The sequence below is a fragment of the Streptomyces toyocaensis genome (assembly GCF_000725125.1).
Taxonomy (GTDB): Bacteria; Actinomycetota; Actinomycetes; order Streptomycetales; family Streptomycetaceae; genus Streptomyces; species Streptomyces toyocaensis.
The window spans coordinates 141,382-165,123 of record NZ_JFCB01000009.1; the positions used below are offsets into that span (position 1 = coordinate 141,382).

The following is a 23,742-nucleotide window of genomic DNA, read 5'->3' on the forward strand; positions in this document are numbered from 1 at the left end:
CCGTACGCTCAGGCGCTCGCCAGGGACAGCTTCGCCGCGAAGCCCAGGAACAGGGCACCGGCCGCCGAGGTGGCACCGGCCGCCAGCCGCCGCCTGCGGCGGAAGGCGTCGGCCAGCCGGGTGCCGCCGAAGATCAGCAGCGACAGGTAAAGGAAGCTGGCCGTCTGGAGCAGCGCGCCCAGGACGACGAAGGAGAGCGCGGGGTAGGCGTAGCCGGGGTCGACGAACTGCACGAAGAAGGAGATCAGGAAGAGGATCGCCTTCGGGTTGAGCAGCGACGCCACCAGGGCGCGGCGGTAGGGACGTTCCTCCGCGGGCGCGACCGCGGGCACCTCGGCCGGTGCCGGCCCGCCCGGCGTCTTCCACATGTGCCACGCCGAGCGCAGCATGCCATACGCCATCCACGCCAGGTATCCGGCGCCGGCGTACTTGACCACCAGGAACAGCAGCGGCGTGGTACTGAGCACCGAGGCCGCGCCGAGCGCCGTCAGCGTCATCAGGACGGCGTCCCCGGTGAAGACGCCGGCCACCGCCGCATAACCGGTACGGACGCCCTTGCGGGCGGCGACGGAGAGGACGTAGAGCGAGTTGGGCCCCGGCAGCAGGACGATGAGGACGAGCCCCGCCAAGTAGGTGGGAAGGTCGATGACGCCGAACATGGGGGGAGTGTCGCACAAGGGTGCGACACTCCCGCCAGGGGTGTCCCAGTCTGCGAGAAGGCGCCTCAGAACGCGTCGGTCGGCACGTACGTGCCCCAGATCTCCCGCAGCGCGTTGCAGACCTCGCCGACCGTCGCCCGGGCCTTCAGGGCATCCTTCATCGGGTACAGGACGTTGTCCTCGCCCTCCGCCGCCTTCTTCAGGGCGGCGAGGGCGGAGTCGACCGCCTGCTGGTCGCGCTCCGCGCGGAGTTTCGCCAGGCGGTCGGCCTGCTGGGCCTCGATGGCGGGGTCGACGCGCAGGGGCTCGTAGGGCTCCTCCTCGTCGAGCTGGAAGCGGTTGACGCCGACCACGACGCGCTCGCCGGAGTCGGTCTCCTGGGCGATGCGGTAGGCGGAGCGCTCGATCTCGTTCTTCTGGAAGCCGTGCTCGATGGCGTTGACCGCGCCGCCGAGGTCCTCGACCTTCTGCATCAGCTCGACGGCCGCCGCCTCGACGTCGTCGGTCATCTTCTCGATGACGTAGGAACCCGCGAACGGGTCGACGGTCGCCGTCACGTCCGTCTCGTAGGCGAGGACCTGCTGGGTGCGCAGGGCGAGGCGGGCGGACTTGTCGGTCGGGAGGGCGATCGCCTCGTCGAAGGAGTTGGTGTGCAGCGACTGGGTGCCGCCGAGCACCGCCCCCAGGCCCTGGACGGCGACGCGCACCAGGTTGACCTCAGGCTGCTGGGCCGTCAGCTGGACCCCGGCCGTCTGCGTGTGGAAGCGCAGCATCAGCGACTTGGGGTTCTTCGCGCCGAACTCCTCCCTCATCACCCGGGCCCAGATCCTGCGGGCCGCGCGGAACTTGGCGACCTCCTCCAGGATCGTCGTGCGGGCCACGAAGAAGAAGGACAGGCGCGGGGCGAAGTCGTCCACGTCCATGCCGGCCGCGACCGCGGTGCGGACGTACTCGATGCCGTCGGCGAGGGTGAACGCGATCTCCTGCGCGGGGGAGGCCCCGGCCTCGGCCATGTGGTAGCCGGAGATCGAGATCGTGTTCCACTTCGGGATCTCGGCCCTGCAGTACTTGAAGATGTCGGCGATCAGCCGGAGGGAGGGCTTCGGCGGGAAGATGTACGTGCCCCGCGCGATGTACTCCTTCAGCACGTCGTTCTGGATCGTGCCGGTGAGCTTGTCGGCGCTGACGCCCTGCTCCTCGGCGACGAGTTGGTACAGGAGCAGCAGGAGGGCGGCGGGGGCGTTGATCGTCATCGACGTGGAGACCTTGTCCAGCGGGATCCCGCCGAACAGCACCCGCATGTCGTCGATCGAGTCGATGGCGACGCCCACCTTGCCGACCTCGCCGGAGGCGATCGGGGCGTCGGAGTCGTGGCCCATCTGGGTGGGCAGGTCGAAGGCGACCGACAGGCCCATCGTGCCGTTGGCGATCAGCTGCTGGTAGCGGGCGTTGGACTCGGTCGCCGTGCCGAAACCGGCGTACTGGCGCATGGTCCAGGGCCGGCCCGTGTACATCGTCGGGTACACGCCCCGGGTGAAGGGGTACGTCCCCGGCTCGCCCAGCTTCTCGGCCGGGTCCCAGCCCTCGAGAGCGTCCGGTCCGTAGACCGGTTCGATGGGCAGTCCACTCTCGGTGGATCGGGCACTGCCCGACTCGCGCGCCATGGTGTGATGCCTCCCGCTGAGCGGCGTTGCTCGCCCAATACCCGTCGGTTGTCGTGGTGCCGGTACAGGCCGACCTGCGACGGACTGTAGCGGTGCGCGTGCGGCCCGGTGCAGGGGGGCACGCTGGGACCTTCCTCACAGCCGTGATGGGGCCTCGCTCACAGCGTCCGCCCCGGTGGTCGTCCTGCCGGTCACTCACCACCATGCCTCTTTGTTCGGCGGCGGTCATCTCCGGGGAAAATCTCTGGTGAAATCCGGGCGCGGACCGCTGAGACGACGGGGGGCTTGGGTGCGTAGTACGGGCATGAGGAGGAAGGGGACCGGCACTCTCGCGGCGTTCACCGCCCTCGCGGCGTGTGCCGTCGGCTGCACCGTGCAGCCCTCCGACGGGGAGGGGCGGTCACCGGTGCGGATCGAGGTGCCTGGCCGGACGCCGTCCCCGCCGGCGTCCCGGGCTCCGGACGGGGGTCCGTCCCCTTCCGGAGCCCCGTCGGCAGGGCGGGCGCCGCGCGTGCTGTGGTCCCCCGGCGACTCCGGGCCGGACGTGCGCGAACTGCAGGCCCGGCTGCGGCAGGTCGCCTGGATCTTCCATGGGCCCACGGGGACGTACGACGAGCTGACGGTGAAGGCGGTCCGGGGCTTCCAGGGCAAGCGCGGACTGCCGGGGACCGGGGTGACCGACACCGTCACCTGGCAGCGGCTGCTCGCCATGACGCGCGAGCCGGGCAGGTGGGAGCTGTACCTGATGGGCGGCCAGCCGGCCGACGCGCCCGACCCGCGCTGCCGTTCCGGCCGGGTGCTGTGCATCAGCAAGTCGACCCGCACGCTGCGCTGGATGATCGACGGCCGCACGGTGTCGACGATGCCGGTGCGCTTCGGCTCCGAGTACACACCGACCCGTGAGGGTGTCTTCCGCATCTACTGGAAGTCCCGGCACCACGTGTCCACGCTCTACGACTCCCCCATGCCGTACGCCATGTTCTTCAGCGGCGGCCAGGCCGTGCACTTCTCGGCCGACTTCGCCGCGCGGGGGTACGCCGGCGCCTCGCACGGCTGCGTCAACGTACGGGACGAGGAGGGGATCGCCCGGCTGTACGGGCAGGTGCGGGGCGGCGACAAGGTCGTCGTGCACTGGTGAGATGGGGCGCGGGCGGGACCGGGGGAACGTGTCCCGCCCGCGCCAGGTGCACGAGCCGTGGGTACGGGGGGAACCCCGGCTCCGTGCGACGGCCGATGACCAGTCGGCTCACTCAGTACTGCGTCACGGCGGCCAGAAGTGTCACACCCGTTGGCGAAGGAATTCCGGCGGCCGACAAAAAAGCAGGTCAGGGCTGGTTTCCGGGCGCTTTGCCGTGGTCCTGCTGCCCGCTCGCGCCCTTGCCGGCGCCGTTGCCCTTGTCCGCGCCCCGGCCGGTGCCGTCGCCCTTGCCGTTGCCCTTGCCGCCGTTCTCTTCCTTGCCGGTGCCCTCGCCGGTGCCGTTCCCGGCCCCGGAACCGGGGTCGTCCGCGCCCTTGGTCCGTCCCGTGCCCTCGGTACCCGGCGCGCCGTTCGCCTTCTCCGTGTTCTCGGTGTTCTCCGTCGTGTTCTCCGTGTCCTCCGTGGACAGCGCCTGCGCGCAGTACCCGCCGACTCGGGAGGGGCCGCCCGCCGCGTCCTCGAGGAGGCGCTTGCGCTCGCCGTTCAGCTGCTTGCCGTCGCGCCAGGCGCGACAGGCCGACGCGATCAGCTTCCCGCCACGTCCCGGACGGGCCGTGGGGTCGACGGCGTCCGGGCGGCGCTTACCCGGCGCGTCGGTGTCCCCGCCCCGGGTATCCGCCCCGTCCTGGCCCCGCCCCTCGGCGCTCTCCGAGTGCGCTCCCTTGGGCGTGGCTCCGCCGTCCTCCGGCGGGGACGACGGCACCGGGCGCCCGGGGTGGGTGGCGGCGGCGGAGGCCGCGGGGCCGGACCGGGTCTCGTCGGACGGCACGGGCAGGACTCCGGCACCGGCCAGGACCGCGGCGCCACCGACCAGGCCGGCGGCCAGCGCGGCCGCCAGTCCGAGGCGCAGGGGCCGCCGCCTTCGGGGCCCGTCCGCGGTTCCGGAACGATCGTCGCGGGAGGCGCCGATACGGACCGGACCGAGGTCGGGGGCCTTCGCGCCGGCCTGGTGAGCGGTGTCCCGGTCCGCGCCGGTCCGCGCCCGGCGTTCCTCCCGCCACGCGCGGAAGGCGGCCAGTGCGGCAGCCTCACCGGGGAGTTCACCGTCGGCCGGGGGAGGGGGGCCGGAGAGCGCGCGCAGGGTTCCGGTGAGCCGTTCGGCCTGGTCACGGACGGCGGGGTCGGCAGCTTCGGGTGGCTCTCCGTTCAGCAAGCGCTCCGCGGTCGCGCGGTCCAGCCACCTGTCCTGCTCGTCGGCCATCACATGTCCTTCTGCGTCCGCGTTCGCATCTGCGTCACACTCGCGGACGTCACCGTACGACGGCGTGGTTCTCTCTGGGACGGAAGGGCGTCCAGCACCCCGGCCGATTCCGGATCGTCACCGAGCAGCTCCGCCAGCCGCTTCAGCCCCCGGTGGGCGGCCGTCCGCACGGCGCCGGGACGCTTGCCCAGCGTCTCGGCGGCGGACTTGGCGTCGAGGCCCACCACCACGCGCAGGACGACGGCCTCGGCCTGGTCCTGCGGCAGCCGGGATATCAGGGAGAACGCGCCGTCGGTGGCGAGCGCCTCGATCGCCTCGCCCGCGGTGTCGGACTCGGCGGCCCGGCCGGTGAGCTCGGTCTCGTCGCCCCCGATCGCGGGGCGGCGCCCGCGCATGCGTATGTGGTCCAGTGCGCGATTGCGGGCTATGCGCGCGGCCCACCCGCGGAACCGGTCCGCGTCGCCGGTGAACCGCTCCAGGTCACGGGCGATCTGCAGCCACGCCTCGGACGTCACGTCCTCGGCGTCGGGCTCCCCGACCAGTGTCCTGACGTATCCCAGCAGCCGCGGGTGCACAGCGCGGTACACCGTGCGGAACGCGGTCTCGTCCCCGTCCTGTGCCGCACGCACCGCGGCGGTCATCTCCGCGTCGTCCCCCAGCACCGCGCACCCTCTTTGCGCCTCAACCGGCGCCGCTCTCGCGGACCGGGTTCTCGCCGTCGTGGTCACTCAATCGATGGTTGCGGTCTCCGGCCGCGGCGGTCGTGGTCATGTGTCCGCGTCGCAGCCTGGCGCGAAAGGCACGTTACGGCGTGAATCCCCGCCCCGTCCATGTCCGTCCACAATGCAACTGACCCGTGACACGGGAGGGTGTGACAGATCACGCCCCCCTGGCGCTGTAGAGAGTACGGGTCGCCGCGCGGCCCGTGCCGCGCGACGGCCGGGGCCTCTCCTGTGGGGGGTGGCGGCCTCGGCCGTTGCCTCGGCGGCAGCGACACGGGCGGGTGCTCGTCCGTTCATCCCCTCAACAGCCCCGCGGTGCGCGCGTCACGGGTTCTGGGCGCCCTGATCTGCGGGCTTGCCCGCGCCCGAACCGCCGACGCCACCGGAGCCGGCGTCCGGGTTCTCCCCGTTGTCCGCGTTGTCCGCGCCCGCCGCGTCGTCCGCGGGGCCGGCTCCGCTGCCCGCGTTGCCGTCCGCGGCGTCACCCGGGGTGCCCGGGGCGCCCTCACCCGTGTTGCCCGGGGCGCCGTTCCCGGCCCTGTCCGTCCCGTCGGTGTTCCCGTTCCCAGGCGTCCCGGTGCTGCTGGGCCGCGCCGTGTCCGGTTCGAGCCGGTCGGCACAGTAGGCGTCGACGCGCGCCGCGCCGCCCGCGGCCTCCGTGAGCCGCTTCCAGGCCGTCGCGTCCAGCGCCTCGCCGCGCCCCCCGACCTGCTCGTAGGCACGGCAGTGGGCCTCGGTGTCCCGGGCCGTGCCCGGGTGGTCCGGGTCCGGCCGGCCGGAGCCGGCGCCGGGGCCGGCGGACTTCGGGGTGGCCGGGGCGGTGACGTCGGACGGCACGCGGGTGCTCCTGCCGTCCTCGGCCGGTCCGTCCGTCGAGGAGCCCGTCACGCCGATCCCGGCGACCGCGACCCCGCTCAGGGTGAGGCCGGCGACCAGCGCGGAGAGCGTGGCCTTGAGCGAGTGGCTGCCGAACCGCCACCGGCGGGCCCGCCAGTCGTCCCGGCGCCGGGTGCGCGCGCCATGCGCCCCCGACTCCCGGGCGGCAACGAACGCGGCGACGGCCCGCTCCTCGGCCCCGGCGTCCACGCCGCCGCGGATCAGCGCGGCGGCCAGCAGCGCCTCCAGTTCGGCCGCGTCGACGGCACGCCGGCCGCCGAGGACGGGAGCCGGACGGCCCTGCGCGGCCGCCGTGCCCTCAGGGTGCGCACGCCGACGGCCGGCCCGCCCGCCGTCGCTCCGCCGTTCACCCATGTGCGATCCCGTCCCTGCTCGATCCACTCGACTCGCGCGGCACGCCGCGCCCGTGCGGCGTGCCCACGTGGGCGGCGCCGCCCGGACCGACGGATACGTTCCGCGTGTCCGGCCTGTTCAGCGCCCGGCCCCCGGGGGCCGTCGTGGGCCGCCGGGACCGGGCGGTCCGGACCGGGCGTCGCCACGCCGCCCGCCGTCCCGGCCCACGTTCATGTCGAATCACCCAGCGTCCGCGACGCCTTATCCGTCACACTTTCGACGCCGAGCTGTTTGGCCAGGCGTTTCAGACCCCGGTACGCGGCCGTCCGTACCGCGCCCGGCCGCTTGCCGAGGACACGGGCGGCGGCGGGGCCGTCGAGACCGACGACCACCCGCAGCAGCACGGCCTCGGCCTGGTCCCGCGGCAGCCCGCCGACCAGTTCGAGGGCGTACTCGGTGGACATGGACTCCATGGCCTGGTCGTAGGTGCTCTGCGGCCCGGGCAGGTCCAGTACGTCCTGTTCCAGCGTCGACGCACGGGGCCGTACGCGCTGCCGGCGCAGGTGGTCCAGTGCCCGGTGCCGCGCTATGGTCGCCGTCCAGCCCCGGAAGCCGGCCCCGTCGCCCTGGAACCTCCCCAGGTCGCGGGCTATCTCCAGCCACGCGTCCGACATCACGTCCTCGGCGTCGTCCCCGACCAGCCCGCGCACATACCCGAGCAGTCCGGGCTGCACGAGGCGGTAGGCCACCGTGAAGGCGGCCTCGTCCCCCTTCTGGGCCCGCGCGACGGCCGCGCCCAGCTCCCCGTCGTACGCCTGTGTGCGGCGGGATTCCCCTCCGTGGCCCAAGAACCGTCCTCGTCCGTACCGAGCGGGTAGCGCATCGCTATCGCTTGGCGTGAGCACGTCCGACGTCGCCCACACCCCCACGGTCATCAGCGTTCGGGGCGACGAAAGTGTCACAGCCCGTCGGACGGCGCGTGCGCCGCGTCCGGGCCGGCCGGCGCCGCCGACCTGCGGTCAGGGGACGGCGGGGCCGCCGAGATAGGAGCCGTCCCGCTCGTAGGGCCAGGCGTTGGCGACACAACCCTGCAACCCCTTGATCTGCTGCATCATCGCCGGGGCCGGGCGTCCCGGTCCGGGGCAGCCCTCGTGGCCGTGTCCGATGCGGTGGCCGACCTCGTGGTTGACGATCAGCGCGCGGTACTCGCCGATCGGGCCGTCGAACTGCGGCGAACCCAGCACCCACCGCTTGAGGTTGACCACCACGTCCTTGCCCACGCTGCAGTTCACCTCACCGCGGGTCAGCAGGCCGGCGGCGCCGCAGATACGGTCCGTCGTGCCGGGCGTGGCGATCTTCACAACGAAGTCGTAGGGAGCGGAGCCGACGAGCCGGAAGGCGTTCACACCGTCCCGGGTCCAGCCCCGGCGGTCGGCCAGGACCGCGGAGACCTCGGCGGCGGCCTCGCTCGCCGGGACGTCGATGCCGTCCTCGACCAGCACCATGTAACGCCGGACGTGACCGCCGGTGCCGACGACCGTTCCGTCGGCCCGGGCGGTGGTGAAGGTGCCGGGGCCGGTGGCGGGGATGCCGGCCGGCGCGGACGACGCCGGGGCGGAGGCGGACGGGGACGCGGAGGGCGCGGAGGGCGAGGGGGACGGCTCGGGGCTGTCCGAGGGGCGCGGCGCGGGGGCGGCGCCGGTCGCGCGGATGTTGCCCTCCAGCATGTCCCCGGTCACCGCGGCCGTGCCGTCGGTGGCGGCTCCCCGCTGGTCCTGGTAGTACGCGACGGCGGCTCCCGAGGCGACCATCACGGCCGCGAAGACCAGCCCGGCCGGTACGGTCCGTGTCCAGCGCCGCCCTCCGGCCCGTGACCGTCCCCGCGCGGAGCCGCGTCCGGGTCCGCTCCCGCGCCGGTCTCCACGCCCCCGCCGGTCTCCGCCTCCGCGCCCCTCCCCGCTCCCTCGTCGTTCCCCACGTCCGTCACGCTTCCCCACGACGGGAATCCCCCCATGTCACTGTGTTCGTCCGTCAGGCGGCGGTCCGCCCGGCCCGCCCGTGCAGCACCAGGTAGAAGGTCTGCAGGGACTCCTGACGGCCCGCCTCGAACCGGTTGTGCACCTTGCCGACCGGGTTCCAGACGCGGCCGTCCGGCATCCGCACCCCGACCGACTGGCCGAAGTACGCGCGCTGGTCCTCGTCGAAGTCCACCCACACGCCGCCCGCGCGGCGCACCAGCACCTCACCGACGTACGCGCCGAGCCCGAACAGCGTCCCACGCACCCGTTCACGGTCGGCCCCGCCCTTGCGCAGCCCGTCGACCAGGGCGTCCACGACGCGCAGGCTGGCGACGGAGTAGTCCAGCGGGAGCCGGCTGCGGGCGGTCGTCCGGGTGACGAAGTCCGCCGCGTACGGACGCATCTGTCGCGCGCCCGGCGCTCGCTCGTCCGCCCCTTCCATGGGACACCGCCCCTCCGCTCGGCTGCCGGGGCCCCGGGCGGGTCCCCGGCAGACCAAGCGGGCGCCGCGCCACGATCGTCACGGGTCACGGACGTGGCGATCCCCACACGGTCAACTCGCAGTCCCTGTACAACTTTTCGACCTCTCGTACGTCCGTGAAGGCCCGTCGGGGGGATGCACGGGTCCCGTGACCACGACTGTGACGTTTGGCCAGCACTTGGCGCTGTGTGAGTGCCACCTGTGGAACAGGTGGTGTCCATGTTCCTTGTCTAGGGGTGGGGTAGTTGAGTCCTCGCAGGACCCATGCGTACAAGCCGCTCAGCCTGAAACGGCGTGCGTGGCTGACCGTCGGAGCCGTCGTGCTCAGTGGCGCGGGCGTCGCGACGTACGCGGTGGCCGGACAGTCGTCCGCTCCGGCCGAGACCGCGGAGAAGCCGCGCGAGCCGAGCGTCCACACGCTGAAGCTTCAGGACCGGGGTGCGGGCCGCCGCGGTCTCGACCGGCGGACCACCGACCGCTTCAGCGCGGTGCTCGTGACCTGGGACAACCCCGAGGCGGAGGCCAAGGGCACCCCCGAGGTGCGCACCCGGGACCTGGAGACGGGCAAGTGGTCCGGCTGGCAGGAACTGGAGAACGAGGAGAACCAGGCCGACGGCGCGGAGGGCGAGCGGGCGGCCACCCGCGGCGGTACGGCCTCGGTGTGGACCGGTGACGCCGACGGTGTCGAGGTCCGGATCGTGAAGGACGACGGCACCCAGGCGGGCGGCCAGCCGGCCGGCATGGACGTCAAGCTGCTCGACCCGGGCACGGACCCCGAGGGCGCCCCGGCGGTGGCCGACATGGACCCGGTCGCGTTCGCGGCGGAGACCACGGCCCCGGTGACCCCGGCGCCGACCGAGACGCAGACCACCGAGCCGCCGTCGTCGCCCACGGTGACGGAGACGGCCACGGACACCGCGTCCCCGACGGCGAGCGGAACCCCGTCGGAGACCGCCACTGCCACCGCGTCGCCCTCCCCGACGCCCACGGTCCCCGAGCCCCGCCCCTCGACGGTCGTGAAGCCGCCCGTCATCACGCAGGCCGAGTGGGGCGCCTCCACCGACTACGACGGCACACCGAGCTACGGCACCGAGATCAAGGCCGCCGTCGTCCACCACACCGGCGTCGACAGCGACAACGCCGTGTCCTGCGCCGACTCGCGCGCCCGGATGCGCTCCATCCAGCAGGAGCACTTCGCACGCGGCTACTACGACATCGGCTACAACTTCGTCGTCGACCGCTGCGGCCAGATCTTCGAGGGCCGCAGCGGCGGCATGGACCTGCCGGTGGTCGGCGCCCACGACGTGGGCTTCAACACCGACACGCTCGGCATCTCGTACATCGGCAACTTCGAGAGCGCGCACCCGAGCCGGGCCGCGATGGACTCCATCGCGCGTGTCGTGGCCTGGAAGTTCGGGATGTACGGCATCGACCCGACCGGCACGGTCACGCTGACCTCCGGCACGGACGCCGGGGTGAGCGGCAACAAGATCGACAAGGGTGAGTCGGTCACCCTGCCGCGGGTCTTCGGCCACCGGGACACCAACTACACGGCCTGCCCGGGCCTCAACCTGTACCCGAAGCTGTCGCGGATCGCCGCGCTCGCGAAGACGCCGGGCATCTCGCACGCCCTGGCCACCTCGGACCACAACCGGGACGGCCTCGCCGACCTGGTCGCGGGCACCCCGAAGGCCCTCAGCGGCGCCGGCAGCGTCACCGTCGTCCCCGGCGGGGTCGACGGTCCGGTCTCCGGTGCCGCCAGCACCCTCTCGCAGAACAGCACCGGCGTGTCCGGCAACAACGAGAACGGTGACGCCTTCGGCACCTCCACGGCCTGGGGCGACGTCAACGGCGACGGTCACGCCGACCTCGCGATCGGCGCCCCCGGCGAGGACCACACCTACGCCGACCGCGGCTCGGTCGTGGTGATGTACGGCCCGGCGCTGAACACCGGTTTCGGGTACACCACCTCGGGCGTCACCGGCTCCGGCGCGAAGCTCGGCTCCGCGGTCGCCGTCGGCGACTTCAACGGCGACGGCAAGGCCGACGTGTTCGCGGCCGGTTCCGGCAACGGCGGCAACTGGAACGCCCGTCACACCGACGGCGCCACCAAGTACGGCACGCTCACCGGCTCCACGGGGTCCCTGTCCTACCTGGACGCCGCGAGCGGCGACTTCAACCGGGACGGCTACGGGGACGTCGCCCTCAACTACCGCGACACCGGCGGCATCGGCCGCGTCGTCCGCTTCGCGGGCTCCGCGTCCGGCCTGGCGAAGGTGGGCGTCATCTCGGTCAAGGGCGGGCGCTCCATCGCCGCGGGCGACTTCAACGGCAACGGCTACGACGACATCGTCATCGGCCAGCCGTACACCGCCGAGTCCGGCAGCGCGTCCGGCGGTCAGATCACCATGCTGCTGGGCACGTCCAGCGGGTTCACCACCACCGGCATGAGGACGATCCACCAGGACACCTCGGGCGTCCCCGGCGGCGGTGAGGCCGGCGACGCGCTGGGCATCTCCGTCTCGGCCGGCGACTTCAACGGCGACGGCTACGCGGACGTGCTGGCCGGCGCCCTCGGTGAGGACCTCACCCGCGACGGCGTCAACCGAAAGGACGCGGGCAGCGCGATCCTGTTCCGGGGCAGTTCCTCCGGCATCAGCGGGTCCGGTTCGCTGTTCGTCTCCCAGGACACCTCCGGCATCCCCGGTGCCACGGAGTCCGGTGACCGGTTCGGATCGGCGGTCTCCCTGACGGACCTGTCCGGCTACGGCCGCGCGGACCTGACGTTCGGCGCCGAGGGCGAGGACACGTGGGACGGAGCGGTCCTGTACCTCCCGAGCAACAGCTCCGGACTCGGCTACAACTCCACCGTCTTCTACGGCAGGAGTGCGTTCGGGCTGGCGACGGACGTGCGGCTGGGCCAGACGCTGACACCGTGACGCGCTGACGGCGACGGCCGGGGTCCCGCGCGACGCGCGCGGGACCCCGGCCGCTCCGTGTCCGTCCCGGCCGCGGCGGGCCACCGGCCGGGACGGGCACGGGAAGACGTCACACCGCGCGCGGCCGGGGCGCGCCGCGTCACCGGCGCGGTTCGCCGCCGGTCGCGTCCCGGCACAGCAGCCGCAGGGACCCGTCGTGGGTGTAGCAGCGCCGGGCCTCCTCGATCGGGTCCCACAGGCGCCCGTCGGGGGTGCGCACCCAGTGGTCGCCGCCGGAGGACCACCACTCCCCTCCGGCCTGGCGCACGATCACCTCACCGGCGTACGCGCCGAATCCGCGCAGCACCAGCTCCACGGCGGCGAACGGGGCCGCCTCCCGGCGTATGTCCTCGATCACCCGGTCGACGCTCCACAGACTGCGCGCCGAGTAGTCGAGGCGCAGCCGTGCCCCTTCGCGCATCGCCGCCACCGCGTCCGCCGCCCAGCGGGCCGGCTTCGTCGCGGCCGAGGGCCTGGTCTCCTGCTGTGTCGTCACAGTCGTCGCAGTCGTCACATCCTCAAGAGCGCTGCGGCGAAGCGTTTCGTCACCCGGATTCCGGGGGTTCCCGCAACAGGCGCAGGACCGCCCCACGACGGGCGCAGGACCGCCCCGGACGGTCACGGGACCCGCCGAACCCGGCGGCCGCGGGTGGGCAGGGCCGGGCCCGGGGCCGTCAGCCGTCCCTGCGGCTGCGGCGGGACACCGCGGCGCGCAGCACCCGCCGTCCCTCCGTCGCCACCTCCAGCGCCCCGCGCAGCCCCGCCGGGCCGTGGGCGGACAGGACTTCCAGCACGGTGATCTGACGGCGCAGTTCGGCGGCGAGCAGCGGCGAGAGTGCCTCCGCGGCGCCCTCCCGGCACGCGTCGGCCGGGCCGGTGTCCTCGGCGGCGCCGCCGTCCAGCAGCCGGTGGATCCGCAGCGCGGCGAGGGAGCAGGCGTCGGCCCAGTCGCGCAGCCCCGCGGCGGACGGCTCCGCGGGGGCGGTGGCGAGCATCCGGTGCGCGAGCACCACGGCCTCGTCCGCGCCGTCCGCCGCGGCGTCCAGCGTGCCGCGCGTCTGCTCCAGCCGTTCGCTCCAGGCGCCGGGGGCGGCGTCCGCCGCGAGGCTCGCCCACAGCGGGCGCAGCACCTCGTCGTCACCGCCCAGCAGCGGCACGCACCGGTCCAAACAAGCCAACCCGCTCACGGCCAGCCCACGCTCGTCGGCCTGTGCGATCAGTTCCACCAGGCTCATCCACGCCTCCCACTGGGGGTCGTCACAGGCCCCGGACGAGGCCCTTCGCGGGCCTCTTCCCCTACGGAGCCCGCATTTCCCCTTACTGCGTGCGACGGGCCGGGAGTGTCACTGGGGCACCACGCCGAGCCGGTCGAGAAGACGGAAGAAGAGGTTTTCGGCCATCGGACCGGGGGTGGACTGCAGCACCTCGGCCACCTCCTCGGCGGACACGGTGTGCCCCGCCTCCTCGGCCCAGAAGACGGCGCGCTCGGCGGCGTCGGCGGGCTCCAGGAAGTAGTCGTCCACGGTGAGCCCCTCCTGCTGCCCGTCGAGGTAGCCGGCCATGGCGTCCCGCGCCAGGCAGGTCGTCCACGCCCCGCTCTCCGGGGACGCCGCCTCCACCACCACGCAGTCGCTGTCCATGACGTATCCGAACAGCGCGGGCGCACCGGTCTCCCGGGCCAGGTCGTTCATGTTCCCGATGTCGCCCTCGCCGCCCGGGTACTCCCACACCTGCCATCCGTCCGGCGCGGAGGTGCGCAGGGTCATGCCCCCGGCCGCACCGGCCAGCGCGTCCAGTTCGGCGAGCGGCCGCTCCCCGCGGCCCACGACGAAGTACCCCCAGTAGCCCATGTGCCGGTGTTCCCCCCGTGTGTCGGTTCGGATCACCAGAACACCACCACAGTCGCACGGAGTTCGCAGGCTTATGCGGCAATCCGTCCGCGGACGGTGAGGAGCGGCGGTCAGCCCAGTTCGTCCGCCAGCTTCCGGAACTCCGCCCAGGACAGGCCGGGCTCGTCGGGGTCCCACAGCTTCTGCACGGTCGCCCGCAGCGGCATGCGGATGCCGGCCGCCACCTGCGCCTGGGTCTGGGACCGTGGCAGGTCGCCCCAGACGGCGAACGACCCGCCGAGGATCTGGTCGTCGTACCGCTCGGGCACGGCGGTGGTGCCGCGCAGCACCCGCGGCGTCCACTGCTCGTAGATCCGTTCCCCCGTCGGGTAGACGAAGGTCAGGGGCTCGCCGAGCACGTAGTAGAGGAACTCGTCGTTGTAGTTGACGACCTCGCGGCCCTCTTCGAGGTACTCGGCCGGCTGCCGGGCGCCGATCTCCTTGCCGGTCCAGTAGGCGACCTGGATGTCCTTCGCGGCCCGCACCGACCCGTCCCGGAAGAAGCCGTCGTTCCAGGCGCGGGGCGTGCGGCCGTGGGCGCGGACGGTGGCGGCCCGGTCGTTGAGCCACCCGGTGGCCAGGTCCTCCACGGTCGCGCCGGAGCCGTACTTCCCCCGCGCGGCGGCGGCCAGGTCCGGGAACGACGCCTCGGGGTCGTCCACCACCAGTGCCTGGTACTCGTCGCCGCCGAGGTGCCACGGGGCGCCGGGGAAGAGCCCGGCGTACTCCTTCAGCAGATCGTCGACGATCCGGGCGGACCGGGGGTCGGAGATGTCGACCGCGCCGCGCACGGCCCCGCCGCCCACGTCGCGGAGCTGGAGGTCCGGGTGGGCGGCGAGGACCGCGCCGAGGTGCCCGGGCGAGTCGATCTCGGGCACGACGGTGATGTGCCGGCTCGCCGCGAGGCCGACGATCCTCTTGACCTGCGCCTTGGTCAGGTGGTCCGCGGACACGATCTCCGGGTGCGAGTCGGACGCGATGCGGAAGCCCTGGTCGTCGGAGAAGTGCAGGCCGATCTCGTTGAACTTCAGGTCGCCGAGCTCGCGGATCCGGTCCTCGATCCAGTCGGCGTCGTAGTGCTTGCGCGCGATGTCCAGCATCAGTCCGCGCCGCTGTTTGGCGGGCTCGTCGCGCACCACGCCCTCGGGGGTGGCGCCGGTGCCCTTCACCGACTGCTTGAGCGTGCGGGTGCCGTAGAACACGCCCGCCTCCGCGGGGGCGGTGACGGTCACCCGTCCGCCCCGCACGGTCATCGTGTACGACTCGGGGTTCGCGCCGGCGCCGCGGTTCAGCTCCAGCCGGAGGTCCCCGTCCCGCTCGTCGTCCTTCCCGCCCGCGTACGTCAGCCCCAGCTCCCCCGCTATCAGCCGGCCCTCGTCGGCCAGCACCGGATCGGCCACGATTACCCGGTGGTCCCGCGCCGGGCGCCACCCCGGTCCGCGCTCCGGCGTGTGCGCGCGGACGGCGGGTATGGTGCGCGGCTCCTTCGACAGGGGGAAGAGGCGGCTGGGGCTCGGACGGGGACTCGCTCCGGGCGTCGTCCCGGCGGCCTCGTCCGCGCCGCCGGGGCTCTCCGCGGAGGACGCCGGCGTCGGCCCCGCGGACCCGCCGTCGCCGCCGGAGGCGGCCCACAGGCCGAGGCTCACGCCGGACGCGGCCACCAGCGCTCCCGCGGCGACGGCCGCGACCAGCACCCGTCGCTCCCTCACCGCCCCCGTCACCGAGCGCCGCCTGTGCTGCCTGTCCTGCCTGTGCCGCCTGTGCTGCCTGTGCTGACTCACCCCGCCAACGTACGACCCATTCGGGTGAGGGGCGTCGACGAGCCGTTCTCAAACTCTGCCGTACGGGTGAATCAGGGGTACCGATCGGACACCTCCCGGACTCACTCGATAACGTGACGTCACCACTCTCACAGCATCTTCCACCGACACACACGCGACGCCCACGAGGACCCACGCTGCCCGCGCACCGTCTCCCAGACCTCCCCGGCCGAGTCGCCATACCCGCGCAGTCCCGCGGCGCGCCCGGCACCACGTCCCCGCTCGCGTGGTTCAACACCGCCCCCGACCGGGACGCCGAGCGCGCCCTGCTGGCCTGTCTGCACAGCCCGCGCTGGGCCCTGCTCCTCGCCGGCCACCGCCCGTATCCCGACGTGGCGTCCCTCCTGGCGGCCTCGGACGAGGCGACCTACGACCTCTCCCCCGGAGAGGTCGCCGAGGCCCTGTCCGCCGAGGCCCTCCCCTCCCTCCCCGAGGACACCTACACGGCCGCCCACACGGCGCTGACCGCGGCCCACGCGGCGTACGAGGCCAGGTTCGGCCACGTGTTCGTCATCTGCCTGGACGGGGTTCCCGACGACGAGGTCCTGGACCGGGTCCTGGAGGACATCCGGTCACGATTGGCGAACGATCCCGAGGACGAGCGAGCGGTCGCCGCCGACCAGCTCCGGCTCCTCGCCAGGGAGCGGCTGACCGCCACCCTGGGGGCACGGGGAACCACGCGACCGGCCACCAACGGGTCCATACCCGGCGAAAACGACAAAACCCCACCCCCGTAGCCCGGCCCGCACTCCTTTGAGTGCAACTTTGATCACACCGGCAGGCCCCCCGTCAGCGCCGCAGACACACGTCGCTACCATGCTGGGGGCCGGTGGACCGTACCCGGCCGGGCCCGACCGACAAGGAAAGCCGGCGCGGCCCCAATCCCCGCTCCCGGAGGAAATTTCCGTGCCGGCTGGAACGCTGTACCGCGGCCGGGAAGGAATGTGGTCCTGGGTGGCTCACCGAGTCACCGGCGTCCTCATCTTCTTCTTCCTGTTCGTGCACGTGCTGGACACCGCTCTCGTGCGGGTGTCCCCCGAGGCCTACGACACCGTCGTGGCCACGTACAAGACGCCGATCGTCGCGCTGCTGGAGTACGGCCTCGTCGCCGCCATCCTCTTCCACGCGCTCAACGGCCTGCGTGTCATCGCCGTCGACTTCTGGGTCAAGGGCGCCCGCTACCAGAAGCAGATGCTCTGGACCGTCGTCGCCCTGTGGCTCGTGCTGATGATCGGGGCGATCTACCCCGTGCTCGGCCACGCCGCTCGTGAACTGTTCGGGAGCTGACACCCATGTCCACGACTGACACCACCGCCTCGGGCATCGGCCCCGTCGAGGGCGACTCGCTCTACTCCGTCGACAACCCGGCGCCGGTCATCGAGCCCCCGCGCAAGCGGACGAAGAAGACCCCGAAGTCCACCCGGGGCAACTTCGAGCTGGCCGCCTGGCTGTTCATGCGCCTGTCCGGCGTCGTCCTGGTCGTCCTGGTCATCGGCCACCTGCTGATCCAGCTCGTGCTCGACGGCGGCGTCTCCAAGATCGGCTTCGCCTTCGTGGCCGGCCGCTGGGCCTCGCCGTTCTGGCAGGTCTGGGACCTGGCGATGCTGTGGCTCGCCATGCTGCACGGCGGCAACGGCCTGCGCACGGTCATCAACGACTACGCCGAGCGGCCGAACACCCGGCTGTGGCTCAAGGGCCTGCTCTACACCGCCACGGTGTTCACCATCCTGCTGGGCACGCTGGTGATCTTCACCTTCGACCCGAACATCCGCTAGGCACGGGGCTGCGAGAATCATGAAGATCCACAAGTACGACACCGTCATCGTCGGCGCCGGTGGCGCCGGTATGCGGGCCGCCATCGAGGCGACCAAGCGCAGCCGCACCGCCGTGCTGACCAAGCTCTACCCCACCCGCTCCCACACGGGCGCCGCGCAGGGCGGCATGGCCGCCGCGCTGGCCAACGTGGAGGAGGACAACTGGGAGTGGCACACCTTCGACACGGTCAAGGGCGGTGACTACCTGGTCGACCAGGACGCGGCCGAGATCCTGGCGAAGGAGGCCATCGACTCCGTCCTCGACCTGGAGAAGATGGGCCTGCCGTTCAACCGGACCCCGAACGGCACCATCGACCAGCGCCGCTTCGGCGGTCACAGCCGCAACCACGGCGAGGCCCCGGTCCGCCGCTCCTGCTACGCGGCCGACCGCACCGGCCACATGATCCTCCAGACGCTGTACCAGAACTGCGTCAAGGAGGGCGTGGAGTTCTTCAACGAGTTCTACGTCCTGGACCAGCTGATCACCGAGGTCGACGGCGTCAAGAAGTCGGCCGGTGTGGTCGCCTACGAGCTGGCCACCGGCGAGATCCACGTCTTCCAGGCGAAGGCCGTGATCTACGCCTCCGGCGGCACCGGCAAGTTCTTCAAGGTGACGTCGAACGCGCACACGCTGACCGGTGACGGTCAGGCCGCCGTGTACCGGCGCGGGCTGCCGCTGGAGGACATGGAGTTCTTCCAGTTCCACCCGACCGGCATCTGGCGCATGGGCATCCTGCTGACGGAGGGCGCCCGCGGTGAGGGCGGCATCCTCCGCAACAAGGACGGCGAGCGCTTCATGGAGAAGTACGCGCCGGTCATGAAGGACCTCGCCTCGCGTGACGTCGTCTCGCGCTCCATCTACACGGAGATCCGCGAGGGCCGCGGCTGCGGTCCCGAGGGCGACCACGTCTTCCTGGACCTCACCCACCTCCCGCCGGAGCAGCTGGACGCCAAGCTGCCCGACATCACGGAGTTCGCGCGGACCTACCTCGGCATCGAGCCCTACACGGACCCGATCCCGATCCAGCCCACCGCCCACTACGCGATGGGCGGCATCCCGACCAACGTCCAGGGGGAGGTCCTGGCGGACAACACCACCGTGGTCCCCGGTCTGTACGCGGCCGGCGAGGTCGCGTGCGTGTCCGTGCACGGCGCCAACCGTCTGGGCACCAACTCGCTGCTCGACATCAACGTGTTCGGCAAGCGGGCGGGCATCGCCGCGGCGGAGTACTCGCAGACCGCCGACTTCGTGGAGCTGCCGGAGAACCCGGAGTCCCTCGTCGTCGAGCAGATCGAGCGGCTGCGCTCCTCCACCGGCAACGAGCGGGTGGCCGAGCTCCGCCGCGAGCTGCAGGAGACCATGGACGCCAACGTCATGGTGTTCCGCACCGAGCAGACGATCAAGACGGCGGTCGAGAAGATCGCCGAGCTGCGCGCGCGCTACAAGAACGTCGCCGTCCAGGACAAGGGCAAGCGGTTCAACACCGACCTCCTCGAGGCCGTCGAGCTGGGCAACCTGCTCGACCTGGCCGAGGTCATGGCCGTCTCCGCGCTGGCCCGCAAGGAGTCCCGCGGCGGTCACTACCGCGAGGACTACCCGAACCGCGACGACGTCAACTTCATGCGCCACACCATGGCGTACCGCGAGGTCGGCGCCGACGGCACCGAGACCGTCCGTCTGGACTACAAGCCGGTCGTCCAGACCCGCTACCAGCCGATGGAGCGTAAGTACTGATGGCTACCCCTGTTCTGGACAAGGCGGACGCGGCCGGTTCCCCCGAGCCCGGTTTCGCCGACTCCCCCTACATCACCGTCACCTTCCGGATCCGCCGGTTCAACCCGGAGGTCTCGGCCGACGCGACCTGGGAAGACTTCCAGCTGGAGATCGACCCCAAGGAGCGCGTCCTCGACGGTCTGCACAAGATCAAGTGGGAGCTGGACGGCACGCTGACCTTCCGCCGCTCCTGCGCCCACGGCATCTGCGGTTCGGACGCCATGCGGATCAACGGCAAGAACCGCCTGGCGTGCAAGACGCTGATCAAGGACATCAACCCCGAGAAGCCGATCACGATCGAGGCCATCAAGGGCCTCACGGTCCTCAAGGACCTGGTCGTGGACATGGAGCCGTTCTTCCAGGCGTACCGGGACGTGATGCCCTTCCTGATCACGAAGGACACCAACGAGCCGACGCGCGAGCGGCTGCAGTCCGCCGAGGACCGCGAGCGCTTCGACGACACGACCAAGTGCATCCTGTGTGCCGCGTGCACGTCCTCGTGCCCGGTGTTCTGGAACGACGGCCAGTACTTCGGCCCGGCCGCCATCGTCAACGCGCACCGCTTCATCTTCGACTCGCGTGACGAGGCCGGCGAGCAGCGCCTGGAGGTCCTCAACGACCGCGACGGCGTCTGGCGCTGCCGCACGACCTTCAACTGCACGGACGCCTGCCCGCGCGGCATCGAGGTCACGAAGGCGATCGCGGAAGTGAAGCGCGCGCTGATCACGCGCCGCTACTGACGTCACGTCGCCGCCACGTCCGGGAGGGCCCCGTTTCCGCTGGGAACGGGGCCCTCTGGCATATGCCACACGATGGGGTGAACGCAGCCGAGACGGACGTGAGGGCGTCTCCCGCCCTACGATGATGGTCTCGACACCAGCCCCTAGGAGGCACGCGATGTCCGCAGCATCCGTCGAGCGGCCCCACGACGAGCATCCGCTGATCGCGGAGGCGAACCGTCTCATGGACCGCAATCCGGGCTACCGCGTCGAGATCATCGGAGGCCAGCTCCTCGTGACCCCGCCACCGGACGGCCCGCACGCCCGTGCCCTGACCACACTGATGCTCCCCTTCATCACAGCCGGACTGCACGGCGGGGAGACCGAGGTACTCCAGGGCGTCGGCCTCTGGCTGCCCACCGACACCGAGGACTACGCCATTCCCGACCTGGTGGTCGCGGACTCCGACTTCGACGACCACCTCATCGAGAACAACTGCTACGACCCGGTCTGCTTCCGCCTCGTCCTGGAGGTCACCTCCAGCAACTGGAAGACCGACCTGAAGGCCAAGGTCGCCGCCTACGCCGAGGCGAAGATCCCCGTCTACGTCATCGTCGACCGCGAGCACCAGCGTCTCCACATCCTGACCGATCCGGTCGGGAACGAGTACGCCGGCCACCGCTTCCACTCCCCCGGCCAGCAGGTCACCCTCCCCGACTCCATCGGCGCCAAGGTCACCCTGGACGTGGCCGGGATCCTCCGCGCCGGGCAGCCCCGCACGGCCGGCTGAGTCGCGTACCGGCCCCCACGCCGAGCAGCGACGCCGGTACGTGCAGCGCGCCGTGGGGCGCCCGCCCCGGGCGTTAGGCTCCCTTCGTGCCCGCGAAGAACGACGGCCCCGACGACGGTGCCCCCCTCAGCAAGTCCGAGCAGACCCGCGCACTGATCCTCCAGACGGCCATGCGGCTGTTCCAGGAACGCGGCTACGACAAGACGACCATGCGGGCCATCGCCAAGGAGGCCGGGGTCTCCGTCGGCAACGCGTACTACTACTTCGAGGGCAAGGAACACCTGATCCAGGGTTTCTACGACCGGATCGCCGCCGAGCACCAGGTGGCGACCCGGGAGATCCTCGCCCGCGAGACCGATCTGGAGACCCGCCTCGCGGGCGTGCTGAAGGCGTGGCTGGACGTCGCCGCGCCGTACCACGAGTTCGCGGTGCAGTTCTTCAAGAACGCCGCCGACCCGGACAGCCCGCTCAGCCCCTTCTCCCCCGAGTCGGAGCACGCGCGCGTGGAGGCGATCAGCGTGCACCGGGCGGTGCTCGCCGGGACGAGGACCAAGGTCCCCGAGGAACTGCGCGACATCCTGCCGGAGCTGATGTGGCTGTCGCAGATGGGGCTGTGCCTGTACTGGATCTTCGACCGCACCGAGGGCCGCGAGCGCAGTTACCGGCTCGCCGAGCGCGGTGCCCGGCTCACCGCGCGGGGCATCGCCCTGGCCCGCTTCCGGGTGCTGCGGCCGCTCGTGCGTGAGGTGCACGAACTGTTCACGGACTTCCTGCCCGGGATGACGAAGGCGCTGCCCGACCCCGCGAGGAAGTCCGCGTCCACCCAGCGGGGGACACCCGTCGACGACGAGCGCCCCGGCACCGTCGACTGACGGCGTGTACCGGCGCGGTGACGCACCTGGCGGCCCTGTCCGGCCGGCAGGAGCAGCAGCGGCCGTGCCGGGGTGAAGCGGTCGGTGACGTGTCCGACGAGGCCGCCCGTGAGGCCGGTGTCGCCGGCCTGCGCCGTGCCGGCCGCTGTACGCGCGTCCGTCGCGGCGACACCGTGCGCGGCGGCCGGTGCGCCCACCCCCACGCCGGTGGCAGGCGCCCTCACGCCTCCCGCGAGGCCAGCTCGATCACTGTGACGTCGGACGGGGCCCCCACCCGGGTGGGCGGCCCCCAGGCACCGGCACCCCGGCTGACGTACAGCTGCGTGTCACCGTAGCGATCGAGCCCAGCCAGCGTCGGATTCGCGCCGCGGGCGATCAGATTGCCGGGCCACAGCTGCCCCCCATGCGTATGGCCCGACAACTGCAGGTCCACCCCATGGTCCACGGCCTGATGAATCTGCACGGGCTGATGTGCCATCAACACACACGCCCGCTCCCGGTCCCGGTCCCCCAGCGCCCGCGCGTAGTCCGGTCCCTGCCCCTCGTCCTCCCCGGCCAGGTCGTTGACCCCCGCCAGATCGAAGTGGGGCAGCTCCGTCCTCGCGTTCTCCAGCGGAGTCAGCCCGAGCCGCCGCACCTCGTCGACCCACTGCTCGGCCCCGGAGAAGTACTCGTGGTTGCCGGTGACGAAGAAGGAGCCATGACGCGCCCTCAGCCGCGCCAGCGGAGCCGCGGCCGGCCCCAGGTCCTTCACACTGCCGTCCACCAGGTCCCCGACGACCGCGATGAGGTCCGGCTGGGTCGAGTTGATCGTGTCCACGACCTTCTGCGCGAAGCCCCGCCCGAGCACCGGCCCCAGATGGATGTCGCTGACGACCGCGATCCGGAAACCGTGGGCCGCCCGGGGCAGCTTGGCCAGCGGCACGGTGACCCGCTTCACGCCCGGCCCGCGCAGCACCCCGTACGTACCGTGGCCGACGGTCCCCACGGCCGCCGCGGCGGCGGCCCCCGCGACCACACGGGAGACGAACAGACGCCGGGACGGCCCCGAGGACGAGGCGGTCGCACCGGCGCCGTCCGGGTCGGCGGGGCCACCGTCCCCGCCCGCACCGGCACCCGGCGAACCGGACCCCGCGGGCGCCGCCCCCTGCCCGGCCGGTATGGGCTTCGGCTCCGCCGGGGCGCTCGCCGCCTCCGCCGTCCTCGCCCGCCGCTCCAGGACCCGGCGCAGCACCGGCCGCACCAACTCACCCGCGAGCAGCCCCAGTAGCAGGTACAGGGACAGCCCCAGCCACAGGAACCCCGGCCAGGCGAGCACCTGCTGGAGCCAGAAGGGCGCCCCGCCGTTTCCGGCGAAGAAGGCGCCGAAGGCCAGCGCCCAGCCCCCGGCGATCAGCACCGCACCCGTGCGGCGCACCGCCCCCGGGCCCCGCGTGGTGTCCCGGAACAGGCGCCGCCACACGTACCAGTTCCCCGTGACCAGGACGGCCAGAACCAGCAGCGCGATGAGGACGAAGACGATGGCCACGGTGCGGAGTCCCTGCTTTCCGTTACGACGTCGTGCGTGACGCCCGGCTCAGTGCGCGCAGCCCGCGCAACCCGATGCCGCCGATGACCGTCCCCCATACGAAGGACGCGACGGCGAGCGTCAGATGAACGAAGAAGTAGGCCGTCGGATTCCCGTCGTCGAACGCGAGCCCGCTGCTGTCCTTGACCAGGTTCTTGACGAAAGTGATCCAGATGACCCAGCTCCACATCCCGAAGGCGAGCAGGAACCAGGAGACGGGACGGCTGAGTTTCACCGGAACAGACCTTTCATCGCAGCGCCGGGCTCCCGCGGCCGGCCGGGGGTCCGGGGCGTGTCCCCCGGTTGAGCACGGCATGCCTCCAGTATCACCGGCCACTGTCCGGTT

23 protein-coding genes are annotated in these 23,742 nt (G+C 72.3%); 9 read left to right on the forward strand and 14 right to left on the reverse strand.

What is annotated here, in order from left to right; genetic code table 11:
- Positions 1-8: 8 nt before the first annotated feature.
- Entirely contained in the window at positions 9-659 is a 651-nt protein-coding gene (gene leuE, locus BU52_RS12930; protein WP_037932848.1) for a leucine efflux protein LeuE, read from the reverse strand.
- A 65-nt stretch (positions 660-724) separates the two neighbouring features.
- Positions 725-2,323 carry an acyl-CoA mutase large subunit family protein gene (locus BU52_RS12935; protein ID WP_037932850.1) on the reverse strand — a complete coding sequence of 533 codons (1,599 nt, stop codon included), beginning with the start codon at positions 2,321-2,323 and terminating at the stop codon, positions 725-727.
- A 304-nt stretch (positions 2,324-2,627) separates the two neighbouring features.
- Between BU52_RS12935 and BU52_RS12940 the strand changes: the two genes are divergently transcribed.
- Complete coding sequence (locus BU52_RS12940; RefSeq protein WP_051858154.1) at positions 2,628-3,461, forward strand: L,D-transpeptidase family protein; 834 nt, start codon at positions 2,628-2,630, stop codon at positions 3,459-3,461.
- 187 nt (positions 3,462-3,648) lie between these two features.
- On the opposite strand, the gene BU52_RS12945 is transcribed toward BU52_RS12940, so the two are convergent.
- The 6 genes from BU52_RS12945 to BU52_RS12970 form a co-directional block, all read right to left on the reverse strand.
- The gene (locus tag BU52_RS12945) at positions 3,649-4,722 is read right to left on the reverse strand and encodes a hypothetical protein (protein WP_037932851.1); all 1,074 of its coding nucleotides are present in this window, start codon (positions 4,720-4,722) and stop codon (positions 3,649-3,651) included.
- Positions 4,722-5,384 (reverse strand): RNA polymerase sigma factor, encoded by a 663-nt coding sequence (locus tag BU52_RS12950; protein ID WP_037932853.1) that lies wholly within the window; start codon positions 5,382-5,384, stop codon positions 4,722-4,724. The genes BU52_RS12945 and BU52_RS12950 overlap by 1 nt, the downstream gene beginning before the upstream one ends.
- A gap of 384 nt (positions 5,385-5,768) precedes the next feature.
- Complete coding sequence (locus BU52_RS34720; protein ID WP_037932855.1) at positions 5,769-6,695, reverse strand: hypothetical protein; 927 nt, start codon at positions 6,693-6,695, stop codon at positions 5,769-5,771.
- Positions 6,696-6,904: 209 nt separating this feature from the next.
- Positions 6,905-7,522: an RNA polymerase sigma factor gene (locus tag BU52_RS12960; protein ID WP_037932857.1), complete on the reverse strand. Its 618-nt coding sequence runs from the start codon at positions 7,520-7,522 to the stop codon at positions 6,905-6,907.
- A gap of 171 nt (positions 7,523-7,693) precedes the next feature.
- Positions 7,694-8,485, reverse strand: coding sequence for a DUF3152 domain-containing protein (locus tag BU52_RS12965; protein WP_037932859.1), 792 nt, complete (start codon positions 8,483-8,485; stop codon positions 7,694-7,696).
- Between the two features lie 220 nt (positions 8,486-8,705).
- Entirely contained in the window at positions 8,706-9,134 is a 429-nt protein-coding gene (locus BU52_RS12970) for a hypothetical protein (protein ID WP_037932861.1), read from the reverse strand.
- 284 nt (positions 9,135-9,418) lie between these two features.
- Between BU52_RS12970 and BU52_RS12975 the strand changes: the two genes are divergently transcribed.
- On the forward strand, positions 9,419-12,112 hold the full coding sequence (locus BU52_RS12975) for an N-acetylmuramoyl-L-alanine amidase (RefSeq protein WP_037932864.1): 2,694 nt from the start codon (positions 9,419-9,421) through the stop codon (positions 12,110-12,112).
- A 139-nt stretch (positions 12,113-12,251) separates the two neighbouring features.
- Here the strand turns inward: BU52_RS12975 and BU52_RS12980 are convergent, their stop codons facing one another.
- From BU52_RS12980 to BU52_RS12995, 4 genes are all read right to left on the reverse strand, one after another.
- Positions 12,252-12,647 carry a hypothetical protein gene (locus BU52_RS12980; RefSeq protein WP_200881185.1) on the reverse strand — a complete coding sequence of 132 codons (396 nt, stop codon included), beginning with the start codon at positions 12,645-12,647 and terminating at the stop codon, positions 12,252-12,254.
- Positions 12,648-12,825: 178 nt separating this feature from the next.
- Entirely contained in the window at positions 12,826-13,386 is a 561-nt protein-coding gene (locus tag BU52_RS12985; protein WP_037932868.1) for a hypothetical protein, read from the reverse strand.
- A gap of 108 nt (positions 13,387-13,494) precedes the next feature.
- A complete protein-coding gene (locus tag BU52_RS12990) occupies positions 13,495-14,001 on the reverse strand; it encodes a hypothetical protein (RefSeq protein WP_037932870.1) in 507 nt (168 codons plus the stop codon).
- A 110-nt stretch (positions 14,002-14,111) separates the two neighbouring features.
- Complete coding sequence (locus BU52_RS12995) at positions 14,112-15,731, reverse strand: beta-N-acetylhexosaminidase (protein WP_037933027.1); 1,620 nt, start codon at positions 15,729-15,731, stop codon at positions 14,112-14,114.
- Positions 15,732-15,934: 203 nt separating this feature from the next.
- On the opposite strand from BU52_RS12995, the gene BU52_RS13000 reads away from it, so the two are divergent.
- From BU52_RS13000 to BU52_RS13030, 7 genes are all read left to right on the forward strand, one after another.
- Positions 15,935-16,597, forward strand: coding sequence for a 2-oxo-4-hydroxy-4-carboxy-5-ureidoimidazoline decarboxylase (locus tag BU52_RS13000; RefSeq protein WP_078903213.1), 663 nt, complete (start codon positions 15,935-15,937; stop codon positions 16,595-16,597).
- A 169-nt stretch (positions 16,598-16,766) separates the two neighbouring features.
- Positions 16,767-17,147: a succinate dehydrogenase, cytochrome b556 subunit gene (gene sdhC, locus BU52_RS13005; RefSeq protein WP_078903214.1), complete on the forward strand. Its 381-nt coding sequence runs from the start codon at positions 16,767-16,769 to the stop codon at positions 17,145-17,147.
- 5 nt (positions 17,148-17,152) lie between these two features.
- Entirely contained in the window at positions 17,153-17,635 is a 483-nt protein-coding gene (locus tag BU52_RS13010) for a succinate dehydrogenase hydrophobic membrane anchor subunit (protein ID WP_037932875.1), read from the forward strand.
- Positions 17,636-17,654: 19 nt separating this feature from the next.
- The gene (gene sdhA / locus BU52_RS13015; protein WP_037932878.1) at positions 17,655-19,409 is read left to right on the forward strand and encodes a succinate dehydrogenase flavoprotein subunit; all 1,755 of its coding nucleotides are present in this window, start codon (positions 17,655-17,657) and stop codon (positions 19,407-19,409) included.
- A complete protein-coding gene (locus BU52_RS13020) occupies positions 19,409-20,188 on the forward strand; it encodes a succinate dehydrogenase iron-sulfur subunit (RefSeq protein ID WP_037932882.1) in 780 nt (259 codons plus the stop codon). Before sdhA ends, BU52_RS13020 begins: the two co-directional genes overlap by 1 nt.
- Before the next feature lie 157 nt (positions 20,189-20,345).
- The gene (locus BU52_RS13025; RefSeq protein WP_037932883.1) at positions 20,346-20,957 is read left to right on the forward strand and encodes a Uma2 family endonuclease; all 612 of its coding nucleotides are present in this window, start codon (positions 20,346-20,348) and stop codon (positions 20,955-20,957) included.
- 86 nt (positions 20,958-21,043) lie between these two features.
- Entirely contained in the window at positions 21,044-21,829 is a 786-nt protein-coding gene (locus tag BU52_RS13030; RefSeq protein WP_037932885.1) for a TetR/AcrR family transcriptional regulator, read from the forward strand.
- A gap of 220 nt (positions 21,830-22,049) precedes the next feature.
- Here the strand turns inward: BU52_RS13030 and BU52_RS13035 are convergent, their stop codons facing one another.
- Entirely contained in the window at positions 22,050-23,357 is a 1,308-nt protein-coding gene (locus BU52_RS13035) for a metallophosphoesterase (RefSeq protein WP_037932888.1), read from the reverse strand.
- 22 nt (positions 23,358-23,379) lie between these two features.
- Positions 23,380-23,631: an SCO4848 family membrane protein gene (locus tag BU52_RS13040; RefSeq protein ID WP_037932891.1), complete on the reverse strand. Its 252-nt coding sequence runs from the start codon at positions 23,629-23,631 to the stop codon at positions 23,380-23,382.
- Positions 23,632-23,742 lie beyond the last annotated feature (111 nt).

Bases quoted from the DNA above. Each gene is read 5' to 3' on its own strand.
- sdhA (WP_037932878.1), top strand. From the start codon at position 17,655: ATGAAGATCCACAAGTACGACACCGTCATCGTCGGCGCCGGTGGCGCC.
- BU52_RS12985 (WP_037932868.1), bottom strand. From the start codon at position 13,386: ATGAGCCTGGTGGAACTGATCGCACAGGCCGACGAGCGTGGGCTGGCC.
- BU52_RS34720 (WP_037932855.1), bottom strand. From the start codon at position 6,695: ATGGGTGAACGGCGGAGCGACGGCGGGCGGGCCGGCCGTCGGCGTGCG.
- BU52_RS12945 (WP_037932851.1), bottom strand. From the start codon at position 4,722: ATGGCCGACGAGCAGGACAGGTGGCTGGACCGCGCGACCGCGGAGCGC.
- BU52_RS12935 (WP_037932850.1), bottom strand. From the start codon at position 2,323: ATGGCGCGCGAGTCGGGCAGTGCCCGATCCACCGAGAGTGGACTGCCC.
- BU52_RS12940 (WP_051858154.1), top strand. From the start codon at position 2,628: ATGAGGAGGAAGGGGACCGGCACTCTCGCGGCGTTCACCGCCCTCGCG.
- BU52_RS13025 (WP_037932883.1), top strand. From the start codon at position 20,346: ATGTCCGCAGCATCCGTCGAGCGGCCCCACGACGAGCATCCGCTGATC.
- BU52_RS12965 (WP_037932859.1), bottom strand. From the start codon at position 8,485: ATGGTCGCCTCGGGAGCCGCCGTCGCGTACTACCAGGACCAGCGGGGA.
- BU52_RS12990 (WP_037932870.1), bottom strand. From the start codon at position 14,001: ATGGGCTACTGGGGGTACTTCGTCGTGGGCCGCGGGGAGCGGCCGCTC.
- BU52_RS13020 (WP_037932882.1), top strand. From the start codon at position 19,409: ATGGCTACCCCTGTTCTGGACAAGGCGGACGCGGCCGGTTCCCCCGAG.
- leuE (WP_037932848.1), bottom strand. From the start codon at position 659: ATGTTCGGCGTCATCGACCTTCCCACCTACTTGGCGGGGCTCGTCCTC.
- BU52_RS13010 (WP_037932875.1), top strand. From the start codon at position 17,153: ATGTCCACGACTGACACCACCGCCTCGGGCATCGGCCCCGTCGAGGGC.
- BU52_RS12970 (WP_037932861.1), bottom strand. From the start codon at position 9,134: ATGGAAGGGGCGGACGAGCGAGCGCCGGGCGCGCGACAGATGCGTCCG.